The sequence below is a fragment of the Jeotgalibacillus proteolyticus genome (genome assembly GCF_050107735.1).
GTDB classification, from domain to species: Bacteria; Bacillota; Bacilli; order Bacillales; family Jeotgalibacillaceae; genus Jeotgalibacillus; species Jeotgalibacillus proteolyticus_A.
This window is the reverse complement of sequence record NZ_JBNILO010000007.1, coordinates 23,132-44,540: the sequence shown is the minus strand read 5'-3', so window position 1 is coordinate 44,540 and position 21,409 is coordinate 23,132. Positions and strand designations below refer to the sequence as shown.

At 40.1% G+C, this 21,409-nt stretch carries 19 protein-coding genes; 9 read left to right on the top strand and 10 right to left on the bottom strand.

Annotated features, from left to right (window positions below):
- Nucleotides 1-129 precede the first annotated feature (129 nt).
- Together ACQCT8_RS11760 and ACQCT8_RS11755 are read right to left on the bottom strand one after the other, a co-directional pair.
- On the bottom strand, nucleotides 130-2,142 hold the full coding sequence (locus ACQCT8_RS11760; RefSeq protein WP_426871315.1) for an ABC transporter ATP-binding protein: 2,013 nt from the start codon (nucleotides 2,140-2,142) through the stop codon (nucleotides 130-132).
- Nucleotides 2,139-3,896, bottom strand: a complete 1,758-nt coding sequence (locus ACQCT8_RS11755; protein ID WP_426871313.1) for an ABC transporter ATP-binding protein — start codon at nucleotides 3,894-3,896, stop codon at nucleotides 2,139-2,141. Before ACQCT8_RS11755 ends, ACQCT8_RS11760 begins: the two co-directional genes overlap by 4 nt.
- Before the next feature lie 1,015 nt (nucleotides 3,897-4,911).
- On the opposite strand from ACQCT8_RS11755, the gene ACQCT8_RS11750 reads away from it, so the two are divergent.
- Both ACQCT8_RS11750 and ACQCT8_RS11745 read left to right on the top strand, forming a co-directional pair.
- The gene (locus ACQCT8_RS11750; RefSeq protein ID WP_426871311.1) at nucleotides 4,912-5,421 is read left to right on the top strand and encodes a universal stress protein; all 510 of its coding nucleotides are present in this window, start codon (nucleotides 4,912-4,914) and stop codon (nucleotides 5,419-5,421) included.
- Nucleotides 5,422-5,635: 214 nt separating this feature from the next.
- Nucleotides 5,636-6,208, top strand: coding sequence for a TetR/AcrR family transcriptional regulator (locus ACQCT8_RS11745; protein ID WP_426871309.1), 573 nt, complete (start codon nucleotides 5,636-5,638; stop codon nucleotides 6,206-6,208).
- A 20-nt stretch (nucleotides 6,209-6,228) separates the two neighbouring features.
- On the opposite strand, the gene ACQCT8_RS11740 is transcribed toward ACQCT8_RS11745, so the two are convergent.
- The 3 genes from ACQCT8_RS11740 to ACQCT8_RS11730 form a co-directional block, all read right to left on the bottom strand.
- Nucleotides 6,229-6,702, bottom strand: coding sequence for a helix-turn-helix transcriptional regulator (locus ACQCT8_RS11740; protein ID WP_426871307.1), 474 nt, complete (start codon nucleotides 6,700-6,702; stop codon nucleotides 6,229-6,231).
- Nucleotides 6,703-7,026: 324 nt separating this feature from the next.
- Nucleotides 7,027-7,197: a twin-arginine translocase TatA/TatE family subunit gene (locus ACQCT8_RS11735; RefSeq protein ID WP_426871305.1), complete on the bottom strand. Its 171-nt coding sequence runs from the start codon at nucleotides 7,195-7,197 to the stop codon at nucleotides 7,027-7,029.
- 88 nt (nucleotides 7,198-7,285) lie between these two features.
- A complete protein-coding gene (locus ACQCT8_RS11730; protein ID WP_426871303.1) occupies nucleotides 7,286-8,536 on the bottom strand; it encodes a dicarboxylate/amino acid:cation symporter in 1,251 nt (416 codons plus the stop codon).
- Nucleotides 8,537-8,712: 176 nt separating this feature from the next.
- On the opposite strand from ACQCT8_RS11730, the gene ACQCT8_RS11725 reads away from it, so the two are divergent.
- Nucleotides 8,713-9,144, top strand: coding sequence for a low molecular weight phosphatase family protein (locus ACQCT8_RS11725; protein WP_426871301.1), 432 nt, complete (start codon nucleotides 8,713-8,715; stop codon nucleotides 9,142-9,144).
- A 37-nt stretch (nucleotides 9,145-9,181) separates the two neighbouring features.
- On the opposite strand, the gene kynB is transcribed toward ACQCT8_RS11725, so the two are convergent.
- Nucleotides 9,182-9,808, bottom strand: a complete 627-nt coding sequence (kynB, locus tag ACQCT8_RS11720) for an arylformamidase (RefSeq protein ID WP_426871299.1) — start codon at nucleotides 9,806-9,808, stop codon at nucleotides 9,182-9,184.
- An 11-nt stretch (nucleotides 9,809-9,819) separates the two neighbouring features.
- Entirely contained in the window at nucleotides 9,820-11,094 is a 1,275-nt protein-coding gene (gene kynU / locus ACQCT8_RS11715) for a kynureninase (RefSeq protein ID WP_426871297.1), read from the bottom strand.
- A 124-nt stretch (nucleotides 11,095-11,218) separates the two neighbouring features.
- On the opposite strand from kynU, the gene ACQCT8_RS11710 reads away from it, so the two are divergent.
- The 5 genes from ACQCT8_RS11710 (at nucleotide 11,219) to ACQCT8_RS11690 (ending at nucleotide 17,327) form a co-directional block, all read left to right on the top strand.
- Nucleotides 11,219-11,512 (top strand): hypothetical protein, encoded by a 294-nt coding sequence (locus ACQCT8_RS11710; RefSeq protein ID WP_426871295.1) that lies wholly within the window; start codon nucleotides 11,219-11,221, stop codon nucleotides 11,510-11,512.
- Nucleotides 11,513-11,526: 14 nt separating this feature from the next.
- A complete protein-coding gene (locus tag ACQCT8_RS11705; RefSeq protein WP_426871293.1) occupies nucleotides 11,527-12,429 on the top strand; it encodes an aldo/keto reductase in 903 nt (300 codons plus the stop codon).
- Nucleotides 12,430-12,799: 370 nt separating this feature from the next.
- Nucleotides 12,800-14,164, top strand: a complete 1,365-nt coding sequence (locus ACQCT8_RS11700; RefSeq protein WP_426871291.1) for a hemolysin family protein — start codon at nucleotides 12,800-12,802, stop codon at nucleotides 14,162-14,164.
- A 200-nt stretch (nucleotides 14,165-14,364) separates the two neighbouring features.
- Nucleotides 14,365-16,053, top strand: coding sequence for a glycoside hydrolase family 13 protein (locus tag ACQCT8_RS11695; RefSeq protein ID WP_426871289.1), 1,689 nt, complete (start codon nucleotides 14,365-14,367; stop codon nucleotides 16,051-16,053).
- A 404-nt stretch (nucleotides 16,054-16,457) separates the two neighbouring features.
- The gene (locus ACQCT8_RS11690; RefSeq protein ID WP_426871287.1) at nucleotides 16,458-17,327 is read left to right on the top strand and encodes a cation diffusion facilitator family transporter; all 870 of its coding nucleotides are present in this window, start codon (nucleotides 16,458-16,460) and stop codon (nucleotides 17,325-17,327) included.
- A gap of 24 nt (nucleotides 17,328-17,351) precedes the next feature.
- Here the strand turns inward: ACQCT8_RS11690 and ACQCT8_RS11685 are convergent, their stop codons facing one another.
- Nucleotides 17,352-17,840, bottom strand: a complete 489-nt coding sequence (locus ACQCT8_RS11685) for an NUDIX hydrolase (protein WP_426871285.1) — start codon at nucleotides 17,838-17,840, stop codon at nucleotides 17,352-17,354.
- 159 nt (nucleotides 17,841-17,999) lie between these two features.
- Between ACQCT8_RS11685 and ACQCT8_RS11680 the strand changes: the two genes are divergently transcribed.
- Nucleotides 18,000-18,614 (top strand): DedA family protein, encoded by a 615-nt coding sequence (locus tag ACQCT8_RS11680; protein ID WP_426871283.1) that lies wholly within the window; start codon nucleotides 18,000-18,002, stop codon nucleotides 18,612-18,614.
- Between the two features lie 260 nt (nucleotides 18,615-18,874).
- On the opposite strand, the gene ACQCT8_RS11675 is transcribed toward ACQCT8_RS11680, so the two are convergent.
- Together ACQCT8_RS11675 and ACQCT8_RS11670 are read right to left on the bottom strand one after the other, a co-directional pair.
- A complete protein-coding gene (locus ACQCT8_RS11675; RefSeq protein WP_426871281.1) occupies nucleotides 18,875-19,702 on the bottom strand; it encodes an undecaprenyl-diphosphate phosphatase in 828 nt (275 codons plus the stop codon).
- A 188-nt stretch (nucleotides 19,703-19,890) separates the two neighbouring features.
- Nucleotides 19,891-21,306, bottom strand: a complete 1,416-nt coding sequence (locus ACQCT8_RS11670; protein ID WP_426871279.1) for a SpoVR family protein — start codon at nucleotides 21,304-21,306, stop codon at nucleotides 19,891-19,893.
- Nucleotides 21,307-21,409 lie beyond the last annotated feature (103 nt).

The window sequence follows — 21,409 nt, the reverse complement described above, 5'->3', positions numbered from 1 at the left end:
CTATCATGGCTTACATTTTTAAACTTCTATTTTGACCCTGAAAAAAAGCTGTAAAAAGTCAGGTTTTCTTGACTTTTTACAGCTCTTCTTTTTTAAATATATCAATTAACTTTTAATCAATTTTAGTGATTATCCTGCCTGCTTATTTCCTTGCTGCAATTTATACATTTGATAATATTTTCCTCTAAGAGCCATTAATTCATCGTGAGAGCCTTTTTCAGCAATCTCCCCTTTATCCAGCACAAGAATTTGATCTGCATTTTTAATCGTTGACAATCTGTGTGCAATGATAAAAGTGGTGCGGCCTGACTTTAACGTTTCCATCGCTTCTTGAATAATGGATTCCGTTTCTGTATCCACACTCGATGTTGCTTCATCTAAAATTAAAATGGAAGGGTCATAGGCAAGTGCCCGGGCAAAAGAAATTAATTGGCGCTGACCTGACGACAAGGTGCTTCCTTTTTCAATTACCGGCTCATCAATTCCTTGCTCAAGATGCTTTAGTACACGATCAGCACCTACTGCTTTCAATGCTTGTTCTATTCTCTCCCGTGAAATTCGAGGATCATTGAGAGAGACATTAGATGCAATTGTGCCTGTAAATAGATATGGATCCTGGAGCACTATTCCCATGTGATCGCGAATGGTCTGTCTTGGCAGTTCCTTGATGTTTTTTCCATCAATTCGAATCTCCCCTTTTTGACAGTCATAGAAGCGGAATAACAGATTCATGATGGAACTTTTCCCTGAACCTGTATGGCCTACCAAACCAATTGTTTCCCCCGGCTTCGCTTCAAATGAAAGGTTTTTTAACACATAGTCTTCTTCCTTGTAGGCAAACGAAACGTTTTTGAATTCTACATGCCCTTTGTATCTTTTAATTCTGCTGTCCTTTACCTCTTCCCCATTTTCGTCAAGCAGTTCAAATACTCTTTCACCTGCCACCAGCGCAATTTCGAGATTGGCAAGCTGGTTAACAATTCCGGTTACCGGCTGGAACAATCGGGTAATGTAATCAACGAACGCATACAGCACACCGACTGAAACGACCGACTCTGCTCCTATGGCATCACTCCCAAAATACCATATAAAGGCAACAAAAGTCAGATTTCGAAGAATTGTAACGAGATTATGAGACATGAGTGAATTTAGGCTTAACAGCTTATTTTGATAATTAAAATGAGTTTGATTCATTTCTTCAAATTCTTCTTTTGTTCGTTTTTCTCTTCTGAATGCCTGAATGATGGTCATGCCCTGAATCGATTCATTAATAGAAGCATTGATTTCACTTACTTTCGAACGTACAACATGATTGTACGTGGAGGCATACTTCCGATACACAGACATCCAAATCCACAGAATCGGCAGCAAAATCAGGCAGATTGCTGCAAGCTGAGGATCAAGGATAAAAAGTGCAACAAAAATTCCAGCAATATAAATGCCGCTATAGAAAAACTGTGAGAGCACCTGGACATACAGCTCCCGGATGGCTTCTGTATCATTGGTAATTCTCGCGACCACTTTTCCTGCCGGCAGATTATCAAAATATTGAATAGGCAGTCTTTGAATATGTCCAAAAATATCCGTACGCATTTTCTGAATAATTCTGTTTGCTGACCTCTGAAGCTGATAATCCTGTCCAAAATGAAATAGAGCCGCCACCACTGTCAGAGCAAAATAGAGCAGCACCAACTGAATGATACGGGGAATTTCCGGCTGGTAAAACGCCATAATTTGAGACCTCGACAATTCTTCTGCAGGATAAGAGAATTGAGTTTCTTCATTCATGAAAATCAAATTTCCGTCTTCAAAGGAGCGTTCGCCTTCAGCTGTGACCGGTTCATCCACAAAGAAAAACCGAAGGCCAATTTGATAAATATGCGCCTCTTCCCCTTTTGTCTCACTTTCGGTAAAGTAATCTCCCCGCTTATAAAATGTGTTGTTATACGCTACTGCATCTTTTGTATCTCCGGATTCATACCATGGCTGCTCGATGCCAAGAATATGGTCATCAATCATTTTTTTGGCAATAAAGGGACCGACAAGCTCTGCTGAAACAGACACAGTCAGCATGAGCAGGGCGATTATAATAGTTTTTTTTAATAAGAGTGCATACTTGTAAAGTCTTTTTCCTACACTCATGAGCGCACCTCCTCAAGAAGGGATTCTTCTACCTGCTGACGCTCATACTGTTCTAAATACCAGCCTTTAGCTGAAAGCAGATCTTCATGTCTGCCTTCTTCGATCACACGTCCGTTTTCAAGCACAATAATCCAATCGGCATGTTCTACAGCTGACAATCGATGCGTCGTGATAATCGTCGTCTTTCCCTGTCTTTCATTTCGGATATTAGTTAAAATACTCGATTCTGTTTTCGCATCAACTGCAGACAATGAGTCGTCTAATATAAGGACATCAGGGTTTTTAATTAATGCACGTGCGATAGAAATCCGCTGTTTCTGCCCTCCTGACAGAGCCACTCCTTTTTCTCCTACCAGCGTTTCAAGGCCAGCAGGCAGCATTTCCAGGTCCCTCTCAAAATGAGCCATTTTTATTGCATGAAAAACAGCTTTTTCATCCGAATCTTCTGCTCCAAATAAAATGTTTTCACGAATGCTTCTTGAAAATAAAACATGATCCTGTGGAACATAGCCTAACCAGGATCTTACGTGATCCTTAGTCTGCTGATCTATCGGGACTTCTCCGATTTTTACAGCTCCATCTCCCATTGGGTATTCTCTGAGAAGCTGCTTTACAAAAGTCGTTTTTCCGCTTCCGGTTTTCCCAACAACCCCCAGTGTCTGACCCTGACTAATTGTCACATTTAAATTGGTCAGGTTTTTTACAGATGAAGAAGGATATTGAAAGCCGGTATTAGAAAAGGTTATAGAGCTTGCTGCTGCGGCATTTACAGGGTGCTCCATGTCCGGTACGTCTTCAGCATAGCTCAGTGTTTCATTCACCCGGTCCATTGAAGCATTTCCCCGCTGCATAATATTAATGAGTTCACCTATAGCAAACATTGGCCAGATCAGCATGCCGAGATATACATTAAAAGCGACCAGTTCGCCTAACGTAATGGTCTGATTAAATACAAGAAATGCGCCATATCCCAATCCAATCATGTAGCTTATGCCTGTCAGGATTTTAGTAAGGGGGTTAAACAGCGTGTCAATAAAAGCGACCTTCATATTCTTTTTGTAGACATCCTCTGTTTCCTGCTGAAATTGAGCTTCATCAGCTCTTTCCTGAACGTATGCACGAATCACTCTTACACCTGCCACTGACTCAAGCACTCTGTCATTCAGATCGCCAAAAGCATCCTGCGCACGGGTGTATCGTTCGTGAATTCTTTTACCTAAAAGCTGCATGACGATGGCCAGCACCGGCAGCGGAAGAACGGCAGCAAGGGTTAACTCCCATGAGACCACTACACCCATTGTAAGCAGAATGGTCAGCATATAAGCAGTAGAATCAATCAATGTCAATACACCAAAGCCTGCTGTTACTGACAATGCTTTTAAATCATTTGTTGATCTTGCCATAAGATCTCCAGTCCGGTTCCGTTCATAAAATGTTGGTGTCATTTTTAACAAATGCCCCATAAACATGGAACGTAGTCTTCGTTCGATTTCATTTGCACCGCCAAACAATAAATATTGCCATACATAATTAAATAAATATGAAATGACTGCTATACCGAGCAGGATCAGCAAGTAGCGGGTTAAAACTGCCTGCGTCAATTCCCCTCTAAAAATATCATCGATCGCCAACCCTACAAGCAAAGGGGGAATGACTTCAAATACATTGGCAATTAAAAGCAGAACAATTGCTAAGGTGTACCGCTTCCAGTGTTCTTTAAAAAACCAGCTTAACTTATAAAAAATACTAAACATTAAATCCCGCCTCCTTCTCCTTCAATCCGACCAGGCTACCCACTTTCCAGCTCCACTGTTTTCATGTACATGTTTGTTCCTTTGTTCATTTTTTTTCCTCCTCTTTTTTAATGGATAGATCATACACTTTCTTTTATGAAAACAGATCCCTCTGTTGACAACACCATACAATTTTTGGAAACAAAAAAAGCACACCGCCCATTAAAGCACGGTATGCTTTCATTTAAACAGGCACAGACTACGATACGCAGACTGCACCACTATCATGACAGAATTAATTGTTCTTAAAAAGATCATCTGTTACAAAAGAGTTTGTCGCTGCGTGTTATTCAATTGAAAGAAAATGTTAAAAGCATCGATACGATTTTTCATGACACGCAACTCCCTTCTTAAGTAATTTTGTCCATTCAGGACACCCTTAGATTAGCCCAATGCACAATGAGATGTCAATTGTTTTTTCATTTTTTTGAAAAATGAAAAGATGTGACAAACCAGCTTTGACATCTAATTTCTATTAATACGGTTTAAAGTTACCATTCAAGGGTACTATACAATTAACCAAAACGGGATTTTTATGGCCGATTTTGGAACCTTACAAAGGGGTGACCTTCATGCTAAGAACGATATTAATGATCATTGGTGCAATCGTTGTAATTTTTTTCCTTATTAATTTAATCGGATAATTAAAACAAGAAAATCCACATGGGAATAAACCGCAGTAGATCGCACTGTACTTATACTATATGCACTATATTTTATCTTATTCTGTCTTCTTATTCTATCTGCGGTGTTTATCGTTTCCCTTGTAAGCAGGCAGGGACAAATCTCAATAAAGTTTAATTAATGATTAAGTATTTATTAATAGAAAGCCGAGTCCGCCTGAAGCGCAGCAAACCGGTTAAAGAGCTTGAGACACTTTTGTCCCAAGCTCTTTATTTATTTTTTATTTATTCAGACTATTCGATAATATAAAGGGTAAAGGCATAGTAATCAATCTTTTAAGGAGCTGAATGCTATGTATACTCATATTCTTTTAGCGTTTGACCAGTCTGGCAGCAGTCAAAAAGCGCTGGATTCTGCTGTTAGTCTTCTCCATTTAAACAATAAAGCTGACCTGACTATTACACATGTTTCCACTGAAAAACATTCACTTGACACAACAATTTACGACAAACCAAGAGATGCAGCAGCGATTATGTCTCCTGGAGTGGATAAACAAAATCCACCATACATGCCTCCCCTGCCACAGCAGGACAGCGGAAAGTCTGTTCATCAGCTGACAGATGAGCTTGATGACGCTTTGCAATCAGCAAAGCATCATTTGGATAACAAAAACATTGAGGCGCAGTTTTATCCGTTAACAGGTTCACCTGCTGAAGCCATTGTGGATTACGCTGAAAACAATGAAGTAGATTTAATTATTGTAGGACGTACAGAAAAAAGCACCTTTCAGAAATGGTTTTTAGGCAGCGTCAGTGAAAAAATTATGCAATCCTCTCCATGCAGTGTACTGGTAATTAAATAAACTTACCCGTTGGTGCTTGCTAAAAAATGCCCGTAGTTTTCTTAATTACCATTAAGAAAACCGGGCAGCCTATTCAACTGTTTCATCTTTCTTGACAGCCCCTCCTGCTAAAGAATTTATTACGACGGGTACATATTCAATTGAAAAGTATACGGTCAGCTTCAATTTCCGTTATACTGTATATAAGTATGGCTGAATAAAGGATGATGGGTGTATGGCTAGGCAAAGAAAGATGGTAATAGAAGACCTTTTAAAGGCAACGGAAGAACTTCTGCTTGAAAAGGGTTATGAAGGATTTCACTTTAAGGCATTGGCAGACAAATTAGATGTAGCGAGAAGTACAATATATGAATATTACAGTAACAAAGATGAGCTGATAACTGATTATATGCGCCTCCTTATGATTGAGGTTATGGAACGGATTGACGCAATTTCTCCGCAGACCTCCTCTTTTAATATGCTGAAAGAACTGCTAACGCTTTTTATGGAGTATTCTCAAGTGTATGACATGATAAAAATGCGTTCTTCACTAAATCAAAGTACCTCTCCCACTGTCGCTGGTCATTTAGATGAACTTGACAAATATTCACGTGAATTGTTTCAATTGCTGACTATTCATATTGAAAAATCCAAAGAGGAAGGGTCGATTCGAAAAGATGTGCCATCTTCTTTAGTAGCCGGCATTTTCTTTAACACCGTTTTGATTCCCAATTATGAAAAAATCCCTTCTGAACAGTGGTCTGAAGCGATTTTCAGCATTCTTGAAAATGGAATTGCCGTAAAATGATGAAAAGATTCTCACCCAGATTACATGGTGTGAGATCTTTTTTTTTGTTTTACCAGTTCCATAAACCTCTCCTTTGCCTCCTGTTCATTGAATGAACTAAACAATCTGAAATGATCCTCGTCTACAATCCTAAAATGCTTGCTGACAATATTTTTTTGTAAGATCAAGTTTTCATTTTTCCTGACTATTTTCCACAATATTTTTACACCCAGCGTTTTTTCCTTGCTGGCACTCAGCTCTTCTCTGGCAAGATGGTCTGCCAGTTCAAGTGCATCTCCCCCGATTGCGTTTATTAAGCTGTCCTGTTCCCTGAACAGTGCACAAATTATGATGACAGTAGACCAACTAGGAAGCAGACGCCCCTGCTCAATCTGAACAAGTGTTTTTTTGGAAACACCGATGACCTGAGCCATTCGATCGTGAGTAAAATCAGCTTCAATACGTATCAGTTTTAGTTTGGAGGCGATTAATTCAATTAATTCCTGTTTCGTCAAACCTCTCACCTCTTTCTCTCACCTAAAAAGCTAACTAAAAGCAGTCATAATTGATTCTATTAGCAAAGCATGTTATTCATGTGAACGGTATGCATGTTTAAACCTTAATTTTTTTGTGGGTATTTATATTTAGCAGGATGAGGGATCGGGGTTTGCCGACTACTGCAGGATGTGATGGATGTGATGGGTGCTTGAGACTTTACAGGTCAACATTGTGAGATTCTCAGCAGCGTACCTGCGAAAAGCTGTTAACCCATCAAAGAGCCTGAGACACGCTTTGTCTCAGGCTCATTTAAGTTAGCAGCTGAATTTTCAGCGCGGCTTTTATTTAAAATCGCTGTCTTGTTTCTTTTCGGAACCGGTTGAATGGAGTGCTTTTTTAAATTCGTGCATCGTAACTCCTGCCGCTTTTCCGAGTTCCGGCAGCTTTGAGGGGCCAAACACGATTAATGCAACAAATAGAATAATGATGATTTCACCTATTCCAAGATTCATATCCGCTGCTCCTTTTTGATTTTATATACTAAGTATACCTGTTCGAAGCAGAATTCTTTTAAAGCAGTCGTGTTATTTTTATGAACACTTACTCCCCTCTTTGCTCTTTAATTTTCTTTTTCTTTTCAGATTCAGAAACGTATAGAGCGACAGCAGCATCTCCAGAAATATTTATTGCTGTTCTGCACATGTCAAGCAGGCGGTCTATTCCAAGTATCAGTCCTATACCTGCTACAGGGAGATTTACTGAATTCAACACCATAGCGAGTAAGATTAGACCCACACCCGGCACTCCAGCAGTTCCAATACTCGCAAGAACAGCCGTCATTACAACCGTTAAAAGTTGAACAAATGTCAGATCAACCGCATAAATCTGAGCAATAAATATTGTTGCGACACCCTGCATAATCGCTGTTCCATCCATATTAATGGTGGCACCAAGCGGCTGGACAAATGAACTGGAGGATTTGGATATGTTCAGATCTCTTTGCGCTACTTCCATTGAGATAGGCAGCGTTGCATTACTGCTTGAAGTACTGAATCCTACTGTCATTGCCGGGAAAAAGTTTTTGTAAAACCAGATTGGGCTTTTCTTTGCCATGAAGAAAATAATACTGCCATAGGTCACAATGGCATGAACAACTAATGCCAGCAGCACAACGAGTACATACATCAATATACTTTGAAGTGAATCAAACCCAGCTTCTCCAAGTGCCGAAGCAATTAATCCAAACGTTCCATACGGAGCAAATTTCATAACAATGCCAACCAGAAACATCATAATCTCATTGCCTTGTTCGAATAAATTCAGAACCCCTTTTGTTTTTTCTTTTAACACCGTTAATGCAAAACCAATGAAGATCGAAAAAGCAATAATTTGCAGCATATTGCCTTCTGCTAAAGCAGATACAGGATTCTCAGGAATAATCGTTAATAAGGTTTCTGCCACTGAAGGCGTATCCTCTTCTTCAAATGAAGCTGCGTCACGATCTTCTGCTGTCAGAGGCGAATTTTCCCCAGGCTGAATGATCGCACCAAGGCTCAATCCAATCGTAATTGCAATCGCAGTTGTAACCATAAAAGTTACAACCGTTTTAAAACCCATCCTGCCAAGTTTCTTTGTATCTCCCAGACCGGCTATTCCTAGTACGAGAGAAAAGAATACAATCGGCACGACCAGCATATTAATTAAACTTAAGAAGATTTGACCCAGGGGTGAAAATAAATATGTATCCAGTGTAGAAAACAAATCCGGCGCAAAAGCATTTAATGCCAGACCCGTTATGATGCCCAAAATGAGAGCAATTAAAATCTTTGCAGTTAAATTAAGTTTCTTCACACATTTTCCTCCGATCTAACAAAAATCATTCATTTAGAAAACCTTACCCTATCAATCAATTTAATAGACATTCAAAAAAAGATCAATGCAAGAACCCGTAAAATCATTATACATGCATACATTCAGGATAAAATGGGTATAGTGAACTATAACATCTTCAGAAAGGAACTGCGATTATGACAAATCAAACAATCTACTTTATTTCGTCAAACCACGAACGCAGTTTAATCGCTGAAGGCTGGGCTTCAAGATTAAATACACAAAACATTACCTTTCGAAGCGCAGGCTGGTTCAGCGCTAAAACAAGTCCATTTTCAATTAAGGCAATGAAAGAGATTTGTATTGACTTATCTGCTATCAAACCATACCACTTAAAAAAAGAAGAACTCGATGAAGCAGATATAATCGTTTTAATACAGGATTTTGATAAAGATGAAAAAATTTCTTTGTCTCCAACTACTGCAAAAAAAATTCTGACATGGAATATCATGAACCCTGATAAGCACTCGGCTGATCCAAATGAAAAATGGGTTCTCTTTCAGGAAATTTGTGACGACATTGCTCTTCGAATAAAAGACCTGGGAAAAACTCTTTCTTCAACCGTGTAGCTTATTCTGGCAGAAGATTGCCGATTAAGCTATTTTTTTATACTTCACGTAAAACAGCTCTGACAGGACTACCATCCGCTCCCGCAATTTTCAATGGCAGGGCAATCAATTCATAGACCCCCTCTGATACCTCTTTCAGGTCGATTCCTTCAAGTATCCAAATATCATGTCGATGCAGTTCAAGATGATTTTTCAGCTCTTTGCTGTCAATAGTATCAACAGACGGCAGGTCCACTCCTATTAGATTGATATTTTTTTCTGCAAGTTTCCCTGGAACGTCTTCTTGCATAACAGGTATCGTTTCCGGGAAGTGATTTCGGTCTTTCCAATAGTTTGTTTTGATCAGTACACTTCTGATCGAAGAGTCCGTGATAAACGGCAGAATATCATCAGCTGAAATTCTTTCTTTCCCCCGGCAGTCTACTACTAAAGCTTTGGAAATGTAACGCTCCAGTGAGAGCTCATCTACTTTTTTACCGTTTTGATCGTAGTGAAACGGCGCATCAATATGCGTTCCCATATGCGTGCTGCTCTCGATTTTTCCGACATTCACAGAACCGCTTTCTTCGATATCCCACACTACTTCATACTGAAACAACGTGTCACCCGGCCATACTGCACTTTCTTGGGATAATTCCATAGAAATATCAATGATTTTTTTCATTTTAACGCCTCCTATGCAATGATGTTGCGGGTATTGCCATGCTGTTCATATTCTCTACTTTCCATAATATCTCTAAGCAGTAAAACTGATTCGTATAGTTCTCTGTAAGTCGTATACAATGGAGCTGGGGCAAGCCTGATTAAATTGGGCGATCTAAAATCAGGAATCACATTTCTGCTTTTTAAAGCCTTGCAAATACTTGCTGCAGCGCTATGTTCCACTGCAATATGGCCTCCTCTTTCTGAATGATTCAGCGGCGTAACCACTTTTAAATCATAATTACCCAGGAGAGAATCAATTAACTCAAGAAGAAAATCGGTCTGCTGCAGAGACTTCTCACGAATGCGGTGAATCCCAGCTTCTTCAAATATACTTAAACTTCCGGCTAATGGCGCACTTGATAAAACATGAGGCGTTCCGATTTGATAGGCTCCGGCATCACCCGCTGGAGAAAATGTGTGCTCCATGTCAAATTGTTTTTCTTTAGCAGAGCCAAACCATCCCTTTAAACCAGGCATTTTCCCATGATGCTTTTGGTGAACATATAATCCACCGGTTCCGCCTGGACCGCTATTAACATATTTATAATTACACCATACTGCAAAATCGACATTCCACTCATGCAGCTTGTGAGGAACTGCCCCAATTGAATGTGCCAGGTCAAATCCAACGATCGCTGAAAACCTGTGAGCGTATTCGACAATCTCTTTTATTGGCAGCAATTGCCCGCTTCGATAAAGTACAGACGGCAGCAGGACTAAGGCGGTTTTTTCAGTAATGGATGATTTAATGCTGTCCAACAGAATGGTCTGCCCGTCTTTTGATGGTGCTTTTTTTAAATAGATCCCTGGATCAAACCCTTTTAGTTCCAGCTGACTTTGAATGGCATACAAATCTGAAGGAAAATTAAGTTCATCACTAAGGATTTCATTTTTTTCTTCCTGCGGGTGATAAAAACTCGCGATCATTTGATGAAGGTTTGCAGTGATAGACCCAGTAACAACGACTTCATTCTTCTCAGCTCCTATTAAAGGCGCAGACATCCCCCCAAGCGTTTCAGAAAGTGTAAACCATGGATGAGGTCCTTCTGTCCATCCGTCAATCCCGTATTCCTTCCAGCTGTCTAGCGCTTTTAGAGTTTCATTTTCTGCTCTTTTAGATAAAAGTCCGAGAGAATTCCCATCTAGATAAATCTGCCCTTCTTTTATGTAAAATTCATCCCTGAATGCTTTTAAATCATCCTGCCTGTCCAACTCTTTTGCTTTTTCTAAAAGCTCTTTAACCATCGCTGCTCCATCCTCCTTATGAATCTGCTGAAATCTCAATTCATCACTATTGTTTTATATATGGTATCATCTAATCGTAAATGTTTACAGATTGAGATACAGATCATAAAGAGGTGTTCAGGACATGCAGACGATTAGAAGCAGTTTTATTCGCAGAATATTCGGGTTCTTTCTTCTGCCTTTATTGATTATTGAGCCTTTTTTCTCGAAAATCATCCTGTACTCACTGCCTCTTTTCATTCTGCTGGCATTTATATCTCAAGTAGAAAGCAAGTCAGAGTTCGCAAAATACAATGCTTATATTTTAATTACATCGCTGTACTTAATTGGCGTCTGGTGTGATGAAAGCCTTGTCCGATCCATTTTGGTCACCGGTTTGATTTTTTCACTCTACATCCTGTCACTTGATACTACATAATAGGAGGAATACATATGGAAAGAGTTATATTAGCAGAGGATCTTCAATTATCAAGAATTATTCATGGAATGATGCGTTTGAATGAATGGAACCTATCTAAAGAAGAACGGCTTTCGTTTATTAAAGAAGTGATGGAAAAAGAAATCACCACGTTTGACCATGCAGATATTTACGGAGGCTATCAATGTGAAGAGCTTTTTGGAGAAGCTCTGGGGCTGGATCCCTCACTTCGAAAGAACATGGAGATTATTACAAAATGCGGCATCGTTCTTCCGTCATCTAACCGCCCTGAGCACAAAAGTCATCACTATAATACGAGTAAAAAGCATATTATACAGTCAGTAGAACAATCTTTAACCAATCTTAAAACAGACTATATTGATTTACTTTTGATTCATCGTCCTGATCCATTTATGAACCCGGAGGATACGGCAGAGGCGTTTGACCAGCTTCACAATGAGGGGAAGGTTCTTCATTTTGGAGTATCAAACTTTAAAAGAAGCCAAATGAAAATGCTTGAATCCTACACAGCTCAGCCTCTTGTGACGAATCAGATTGAGCTGAATCCATACAATCTGGAAAATTTCGAAGATGGTACACTCGACCTATCACTTGAAATGCAAGCTCCTCCAATGGCATGGTCTCCTCTTGCAGGCGGTCAGCTTTTTGAAAAAGAAGAATCTAAAGCCGAGCGGCTAAGAAAAGCACTAAAGCAAATTGGCAGTGAAATTGGCACGGATAAAATGGATGAAGTTATTTATTCATGGCTTCTTTCTCATCCGGCTTCTATCATGCCAATCGTCGGTTCAGGAAAAATAGAACGAGTTGATGCTGCGGTCGCTGCTTTGAAAATGAAATTAACACCACACCAATGGTACGTAATCTATGAGGCTTCACTTGGGCATGAAGTTCCTTGATTTACTGAATAAAAACAGCCAGTGACTGGAAATAATGATGGTCAAAGATTTTTCATTTGTGGTAGAATAGAAGCATTATTATTTGATTGGAGGAATGTTCGATGGGGTTATGACGCTCAATTCTAAAAGAGACAATCGTTGTGTTTATCACGAGGTAATCAAAAATGGCTTTAGATGTCAGGCTGTGCGGTCATCCTTTCCATTTACATTCCTTCAATAAACGACTTATAGGAAAATTGGTTTGATGCCGTCCGTTGAATCTTGCCGTTGTTGATTCAGGCAATACATTTCAACAAAACAGGAGGTGTGAGAGACATCCCCACGCCGAAAACCAGCTGTGGCTGTTTTTTAATGGGATTGTCTCAAATCATTGGAAATAGTTCAATTAATTATGGTCGCTGTTCTAATTGCACTAACAGCATTTTTTGTTGCTTCTGAGTTCGCCATTGTAAAAATCAGAAGTTCACGATTGGATCAGCTTGCTGCTGAGGGAAATTCCAAAGCGCTGGCTGCCAAAAAAATAACATTAAATCGAGATGAATACTTGTCAGCATGTCAGCTTGGCATTACAGTATCAGCTCTAGGTTTAGGGTGGCTCGGTGCATCTGCAGTAGAAAATCTCTTTGGCCCTCTTTTAGCCGGCCTTGAAATCTCTGCATCTCTTACTCATCTGATTTCATTTGCCATCGCTTTTTCCATCATCACCTTTTTACATGTGGTGATTGGTGAGTCGGCGCCTAAAATCTTAGCTGTACAAAAAGCTGAAGCTGTTATTCTGCTTCTTGCAAAACCGCTTATCCTGTTTTACAGCTTAATGTATCCGTTTATCTGGGTTTTAAATGGTTCAGCACGAATTTTCGCTTCAATGCTGGGCCTAAAGCCTTCTTCTGAAAATGACCTTGCTCATTCGGAAGAAGACCTGAGGATTCTATTATCTGAAAGCTTAAAAAGCGGTGAGATTAATCAATCAGAATACAGCTATGTGAACAAGATATTTGAATTTGATGAGCGTGTTGCAAAAGAAATAATGGTACCACGCACCGAAATTATTAGTGTGAACAGCGGCCTTACCCTGAGAGAAGTGTTCAGCGTTATGAAAGAGGAGCAATACACCCGTTATCCCGTTGTTGAGGATGGAGATAAAGACAATGTGATCGGGATGATCAATATGAAAGAACTGATGACAGCATTCATTGAGGATCAGGCCAACGGTGACCGCCTTGTCTCGGAGTATACCCATTCCATTATCCAGGTCATTGACAGCATTCCTATCAATGAACTGCTGCTGAAGTTTCAAAAAGAACGGATGCACATGGGAATTCTTCTAGATGAATATGGAGGGACCTCCGGACTCGTTACAATGGAGGACATTATTGAAGAAATCGTTGGAGAAATTCAGGATGAATTTGATGTAGATGAAATACCAGACGTTCAAAAGATCAATGAACATCATTATATTCTCGACTCAAAAGTACTGGTGCAAAATGTCAATGATCTTCTTGGCATCAATATTGATGAAGAAGATGTGGATACAATTGGCGGATTTTTCATGACAAGAAATTTTGATGTTGAAATCGGTGATGAGATTTATGAACAGGGATTTGTCTTTAAAGTGAACGATGTAGACGGGTACCATATCCTCTATCTTGAAGTTTGGAAAATGTCAGAAGAAGAGCAAACCACTGAAGAAAGAACATCTGTAATGAAAACTTCTGTTCAAACGACAGAAGCCTGATGATAAGAAGCTGAATCGAGAAAACATCGGTTCAGCTTTTTTCTCTGCAGAGATTTCCCATCAAAAAGACATTGCGCTCACAGACATTAAAGGGTAAAATAAATACGTGAAAAATAGGAATAGATATACACACGGATGTAAGATCCGTTTTTTTAGTTAAAGAAGTGCAAACGATTGCATAATTATGGGGGTGCATCAATATGAAAAAAATCTGGTGGAAAGAAGCCGTTGGCTATCAAATTTATCCAAGAAGTTTTCAGGATTCAAACGGTGACGGTATAGGTGATTTACAGGGAATTATCCAGCGCCTTGATTATGTGAAAGATCTTGGTATAGACGTAATCTGGATTTGTCCAATGTATAAATCACCTAATGATGATAATGGATATGATATTTCTGATTATAAAGCTATTATGGACGACTTTGGCACTATGGCTGACTTCGATCAGCTTCTTGAAGAAGTTCACAAACGCGGCATGAAATTAATTATTGATTTTGTTCCTAATCACACAAGTGACGAGCATCAATGGTTTATTGAATCCCGTTCAAGTGTGGACGATCCGAAAAGGGACTGGTACATCTGGCGTGAAGGTAAACGCAATAACCAGGGAAAAACCGTTGCAGAGCCAAACAACTGGGAAAGTATTTTCGGCGGCTCAGCATGGCAGTATGATGAAAAAACGGACCAATATTATCTTCATGTATTTTCTACAAAGCAGCCAGATATAAATTGGGAAAATCCAGAGGCAAGACAAGCCGTCTATGATGCGGTTAACTGGTGGCTTGATAAAGGTATTGACGGCTTCAGAATTGACGCGGTTAGTCATATCAAAAAGCGTCCCGGCTTCCCGGATATGCCTAATCCGCTAAAGAAAAAGTATGTGTCTTCATTTGATATGCATATGAATCAGGAGGGCATCCAGCCATTTCTTGAAGAGTTTAAAAATGAAACTTACGGCTCCGGGTCCCGTGACGTCATGACGGTTGGAGAAGCCAACGGTGTTTCAATTGACGAAGCAGATTTATGGGTTGGTGAGGAAAACGGCAAGATGGACATGATCTTTCAATTCGAGCATCTTGGTCTTTGGGATGCAGAAACCAATTTAGAGCTGGATATTGTGGAACTGAAAAAAGTTCTTTCGCGCTGGCAGGAAGGATTGGAGAACAATGGCTGGAATGCCTTGTTTATTGAAAACCATGATAAACCGCGTGTTGTTTCCACATGGGGTGATGACCATGATTACTGGTATGAAAGTGCAACTTCCATGGCTGCTATGTATTTTTTAATGCAGGGTACACCATTTATCTATCAGGGACAGGAAATCGGCATGACGAATGTTCAGTTTGAATCCATTGAGGATTATGATGATGTTTCAGCAAAGAATCTGTATCGGATTCGCTCTGAGGAAGGACTTCCGCACGGCGATATTATGAGAATTCTCTGGGCGTCCTCCCGTGACAACAGCCGGACACCTATGCAGTGGTCGCAGGAAGCGAATGCCGGATTCACTACTGCTTCACCCTGGATGAAGATCAACCCAAACTTTAAAGAAATTAATGTTGAAGATCAATTGCAGGACGAGAATTCTGTTCTTTCTTTCTACAAACGAATGATCAAATTAAAGAAAGATCATGAAATCTTTACTTATGGAACATATGAATTAATCCTTCCTGACCACCATCAAATTTTCGGTTATACCCGTACTCTTAATAAAGAACAAGTCGTTGTTTTAACGAACTTGTCAAAAAAAGATGCGATCATGGATCACAGCGATCTCAGCTTATCAAGCGAAAATATTATCCTTAACAATCTGCCTATTGAAGAGCATCACGAAATCTCAACGGTCGTTTTAAAACCCTATGAAGCCAGAGTCTATAAAATTAAGTGATAAAAGTCAACTCTGCACACGGAAATAGAGCCTGGGACAAAAATGTTCCAGGCTTTTTACCGGTTTACTGCGATTTTAAGTGGACGCTTTCCGCAGGGGCCACGCTGAGCCTTGCCAGAATGATGCCCTGTAAAGTCTCAAGCAACCGGCACCTCCTGCTTGGAATCGCCCCCTTCTTCACTGCTTAGGCTGGCTGAAACAGGCGTCAGGTGATTTCTCAATCTATCCTGGAACCTTTTACTGATTATTCTGATTTTCTTTGCCTTTCTCCAACTTATTTCCCTCCTCACAATAAGCATGGGGACTACCTACAACGTTGCTCTAGACCCAAATTGGTCACGTCTGATAATCTATTCTAAGGGAAATAATATAAGCATGTGAGAAAAGTACGTGGAGGCACACATATGGATTTATACGAAAATTTAAAACGCGGTGAGCGAGGCGCAATGATCAGCATTGCTGCTTACCTTATTCTTGCAGTCATAAAATTAGTTATTGGTATTCAAACAGGCTCAGAAGCGTTAAAAGCAGATGGGCTGAATAACACCACTGATGTCATTGCATCAGTAGCTGTATTGGTTGGCCTCCGTGTCTCAAGAAAACCGCCTGATCAGGACCACCATTATGGACATATGCGTGCTGAGTCCATCGCTTCATTTGCTGCAGCATTTATTATGACAGCCGTTGCATTTCAAGTCCTTACTCAGGCAGGCTCGATCATCCTTAAGGGAGGGCAGGATCATCCTCCAAGTCTGCTTGCAGCATGGGTGGCGATTGGCAGTGCTGTATTTATGTACGGTATCTACCGCTATAACCTCAAATTATCAAAAAGCATCAAAAGCTCATCCCTTTTTGCTGCAGCCCAGGATAACCGGTCGGATGCACTTGTCAGTCTGGGAGCAGCCATTGGGATTATCGGCAGCTTTGCAGGACTGACCTGGCTTGATCCATTAGCCGCTTTTCTGGTGGGCATCATCATCCTTAAAACCGCATTGGGCATTTTCAAAGATGCTATTCACACCCTTACAGACGGGTTTGATACGGATGAAGTGAAAGAAATCAAATCCAGTGTCAGAGAGATCCCAGGGGTGCGGAAAATTGAGGATTTTAAAGCACGCTCACACGGCAATGTGACGTTTATTGACCTGACAATTAAAGTAGACCCTGAATTAAACGTCGTCGAAAGTCACGATATTTCAGAAGAGATTGAACATGCTCTTCAAAATAACCGTCCGCACACTCAGGTTCACGTCCATATTGAACCGGACGTCTAATGCACATAAAAGGAAGAAGAATGATCATTCTTTTTCCTTTTTTTCATGTTCAGACTGCATGGCTTTTAATTCTTCAGCAGAAGATTGCAGCATGGCTTTTACACGGGGGCTTATGCCTTCAGGTAATTCATTTGGCGGAAAGAATTCCACCTCTTCGCCTTCCACTCCATCTGCTTTCAGCTCTCCGCTAAGAATCTCTCTTGAATAGTACACAACGGTGACCGCGTAAAACTCATCCTCATTTGGTAATTTCACATAATACTCTTTACCCGATAAAACTCCAATTAAATGAACCCTGCCGATTGCAATGCCGGTTTCTTCTTTTACTTCTCTTCTTGCTGCATCCTCTGTTGATTCACCAAGTTCAATAAATCCTCCCGGGAGCCCCCATATCCCGCCTGTTCTTTTCTGTAATAAGATATTCCCTGTATCATTAAAAACAAGAACGGCCACTCCCACTAAATTTACCGCGTCATGTCCTATTTTTTTTCTTAAATGCTGTATGTAAGACATACAACCCCGCCTCTCTTACGTATTTGTCTTTGTTCTAACCAATTACATTCTATAATAAATATAAACGGTGAAACCATAAAATTAAAATGATACAATATTTAAGATTACACAAATTGGGTACAAACGGTCGTTAACAAGTGAGAGTTGGAGAGTGAATATATGCAGGAATGGATTATGTCGTTTATGGAGCAGTACGGATATTTTGGTATTTTTCTCATGATTGCACTTGAAAATCTTTTTCCTCCAATTCCTTCAGAAGTGATCCTCCCTTTTGGCGGATTTATGACTACCACTACTGATCTAACCGTTACGGGGGTTATCATAGCCTCCACAGCAGGATCGGTCGCGGGAGCTGTCATACTTTATGGGATAGGACTTCTGGTTGATGTGGAACGGCTGGAAAAAATCATTGAACGCTATGGAAACATCTTAAGAGTAAAAAAAGAAGATTTGCACAGAGCAGATGCATGGTTTGACCGTTATGGCGTATGGACTGTTTTCTTTTGCAGAATGGTTCCTCTTATCAGGAGTCTGATTTCAATTCCAGCAGGTATGTCCAATATGCCGTTTGTTTTATTTTTAATCTTCACAACACTCGGCACCATCATTTGGAATACCATTTTAGTCGTGGTCGGAGCTCAATTGGGCGACTCGTGGGAAGAAATTTTGGGTTTCATGGACGTCTACTCAACGATTGCGTACACAGTCCTAGGGGTGTCAGCAGTTCTTTTCATCTTGTGGTACAGTAAAAAAAGAAAAAAGCATAAACTATAACGACTGGTGTTTTGGAGTTTATAATGAACAAGGGGCTTGGACTAAATTGTCCAAGCCCCTTTGAACGGTTCTCTGAGCTTCAGACGGATCCTTTCCGCAGTCGCGGGCGTTAAGCCTTTAAGGACAAGTCCCAGGAAAGGCTCAATCCCCTTTATCTACTGCTCGATTCGCCGCTTTACGCTCCGCTCACTTCAAATTTTCAATGTTTTAACACCCATAATTATTACAGTCATGGATCACAATACATACTTAAAGACACCTTAAAAATACACAATATAAATTAATATCCCACTTAACACCAGCCTGTAAATCGCAAAGGGGATTAGTTTAATCCGGCTGATCATCGCAAGGAAAAAGCGTATAGATAAAAGAGCAAATAAAAAGGCGCTTATAAAGCCTGCTATAAAAAATGGCAGCGCATCGACTGAAAGATACGACCAGTTTTTAACTAAAGACAAGCCGCTTGCTCCGAGCATAATAGGAACAGCCATAATAAAAGTAAAATCTGCCGAAGCGCGGTGACTGAGGCCGAGAATGACCCCGCCTGAAATAGTGGAACCTGACCTTGAAAAACCGGGCCACAGCGCAATACATTGAAACAGACCCATTAATAATGCCTGTCTGTACGTGATCTGATCAACTGTATGAGTCACTCGGCTTCCCTTTTTATGAAGAATGTCCGCAGCAATCATTAAAAATGAACCGCCAATTAATCCGATCAAGACCGTTTCAATTGAAAATAGATGCTCATCAATAAAATCTTCAAATAAAAAGCCCAGTATCACTGCAGGAATCAATCCTGCTGCTACCAACTGCCATTTCAGCACAGGGGCACCAGCTTTTGGCTGTTTATTGACGTTTACAAGATTAATCAGTCTTTCTTTAAAAACCACTACCACAGCTAAGATGGAGCCTAGCTGAACAACAATTTTAAATGTATTTGCCACATCCGGATTAAATAATTCTTTTGATTTTAACCATAAATCATCCACAATAATCATGTGGCCTGTAGAAGAAACAGGTGCAAATTCTGTCAGTCCTTCTACAATTCCTAATATAACTGCGACGACAATCGCCCACCAGTCCATTAAATCACCCTGCCGTATTCAATTTTTTGCTTCACCTCAGCTATGTACTCCTTTCTTTATGCTTTGGCCAGTATCATTTATTAAGACGGCATTGAATCAGGAAAAGTTACATTTTATAAACAACAGAGAACCCAAAAGAAAGAATTTTTTCTTTCAGGTCCTTATCGGTTTTCAAGCTTAGACTCGAGTTAGGACAAATGTTTGCGCTGCATCGTTCTTCCGTTGTGCACAAAACAAATGCTTTTGCCGTCTACCAGCGTTTCCAAATGCACGGTTTTTCCCCACAAGCGATGAATATGCGGCATCACTCTCTCAAGATAATCAATATCAAGCTCTGTTCCCTCGTACATATGCATTAAGTACAGTTCTCCATTTTTAAGGTAATCACCATCTTCTACTACAATGTATGGAAATCCACCGTTTACCCTTGAAGAAATCAGCTCGTCCCGGACTCCTTCCCATTCTTTCCCAACTATTCTGTAATCTCTGCCGGCCCGCTGGAACAGAAACATATCCTCCTGCTCAACAAATTCCTTTGTTAAATAATTGCGGATAAAAGATTGATCGGATTCGATTTCTCTAACTTCAAAAATCTTTTCTCTGCCGCTATTCGGTTTGACGCCATTACGGATGGCTTCTTCATCCGGGTTATTCCACCGGTCCTCTATATGCTCAAATAATTTTAACCCGAGATAGTAGGGATTAATCTGCGTTTTTGACGGCTGCACTACATTTGCATTCAGCTTTGCAAATTCAATGGATTCCCCGCTTGTTAAATCGAGCTCTCTCATAATTTTCTGATGCCAGTAGGATGCCCAGCCTTCATTCATGATTTTAGTTTCAAGCTGCGGCCAGAAATAAAGCATTTCTTCACGGATCATCGTCATAATATCGCGCTGCCATTCTTCCAGCTCTCGACTGTATTGCTGAATAAAAAGCATCAGATCCTTTTCAGGTGAAGGGGGGAACCTTTTTCTCCTTACTCTGGATCGGTTAATTGGTTTAGGCGGTGACTCCATATTCCACAGATCATCATACGGAGATTTTTTTGAATCCCTTTCTTCAACCTCCCACTCATCAACCTTCCAGTCAAAAGAAGCCTTAGAAAAAGAAGGATCTACATGTTCTTCAATGGCCAGCACAGCGTCAAGAAATTCTTCCACCTCATGCTTGCCTACTTCCATTTCATATGCTCTAATTCTTTCGGCAGTGGCGGTCATACTGTTCACCATATCCCGTTTCGTTTGACTGAACCGCACATTATTTTTAAAAAAGTCACAGTGCGCTAAAACATGGGCTACTATCAGTTTGTTTTGGATTAACGAATTGGTATCCAACAAAAATGCATAGCAGGGATTAGAATTTATCACTAATTCGTAAATTTTACTCAGTCCAAGATCATATTGCAGCTTCATCTTATGATATTGCTTTCCAAAGCTCCAATGGGAAAAACGGATAGGCATTCCGTAAGCACCAAACGTATACAAAATAGATGCAGGGCAAATTTCATATCTCATTGGAAAAAAATCAAGTCCAAATCCTTTTGCGACTTCAGTTATTTCATCGATTGCTCTTATGAGGTCTTTGTCACTCACAGTCATCACGTCCCTTCCCTCCTTAAAATATATGTTGGAAGTAAAAGTTCATGATTGTTGGTTTTTTGATTCTCTTTTCATTGAATAATTATGTGGTAAAAGAAACTTTATA

Excerpts from the sequence above, each read along its gene's own strand:
- ACQCT8_RS11750 (WP_426871311.1), top strand. The coding sequence starts at position 4,912 with ATGTATACTCATATTCTTTTAGCGTTTGACCAGTCTGGCAGCAGTCAA.
- ACQCT8_RS11705 (WP_426871293.1), top strand. The coding sequence starts at position 11,527 with ATGGAAAGAGTTATATTAGCAGAGGATCTTCAATTATCAAGAATTATT.
- kynB (WP_426871299.1), bottom strand. The coding sequence starts at position 9,808 with ATGAAAAAAATCATTGATATTTCTATGGAATTATCCCAAGAAAGTGCA.
- ACQCT8_RS11685 (WP_426871285.1), bottom strand. The coding sequence starts at position 17,840 with ATGTCTTACATACAGCATTTAAGAAAAAAAATAGGACATGACGCGGTA.
- ACQCT8_RS11710 (WP_426871295.1), top strand. The coding sequence starts at position 11,219 with ATGCAGACGATTAGAAGCAGTTTTATTCGCAGAATATTCGGGTTCTTT.
- kynU (WP_426871297.1), bottom strand. The coding sequence starts at position 11,094 with ATGGTTAAAGAGCTTTTAGAAAAAGCAAAAGAGTTGGACAGGCAGGAT.
- ACQCT8_RS11680 (WP_426871283.1), top strand. The coding sequence starts at position 18,000 with ATGCAGGAATGGATTATGTCGTTTATGGAGCAGTACGGATATTTTGGT.
- ACQCT8_RS11675 (WP_426871281.1), bottom strand. The coding sequence starts at position 19,702 with ATGGACTGGTGGGCGATTGTCGTCGCAGTTATATTAGGAATTGTAGAA.
- ACQCT8_RS11760 (WP_426871315.1), bottom strand. The coding sequence starts at position 2,142 with ATGAGTGTAGGAAAAAGACTTTACAAGTATGCACTCTTATTAAAAAAA.
- ACQCT8_RS11690 (WP_426871287.1), top strand. The coding sequence starts at position 16,458 with ATGGATTTATACGAAAATTTAAAACGCGGTGAGCGAGGCGCAATGATC.
- ACQCT8_RS11735 (WP_426871305.1), bottom strand. The coding sequence starts at position 7,197 with ATGAATCTTGGAATAGGTGAAATCATCATTATTCTATTTGTTGCATTA.
- ACQCT8_RS11695 (WP_426871289.1), top strand. The coding sequence starts at position 14,365 with ATGAAAAAAATCTGGTGGAAAGAAGCCGTTGGCTATCAAATTTATCCA.
- ACQCT8_RS11745 (WP_426871309.1), top strand. The coding sequence starts at position 5,636 with ATGGCTAGGCAAAGAAAGATGGTAATAGAAGACCTTTTAAAGGCAACG.
- ACQCT8_RS11755 (WP_426871313.1), bottom strand. The coding sequence starts at position 3,896 with ATGTTTAGTATTTTTTATAAGTTAAGCTGGTTTTTTAAAGAACACTGG.
- ACQCT8_RS11725 (WP_426871301.1), top strand. The coding sequence starts at position 8,713 with ATGACAAATCAAACAATCTACTTTATTTCGTCAAACCACGAACGCAGT.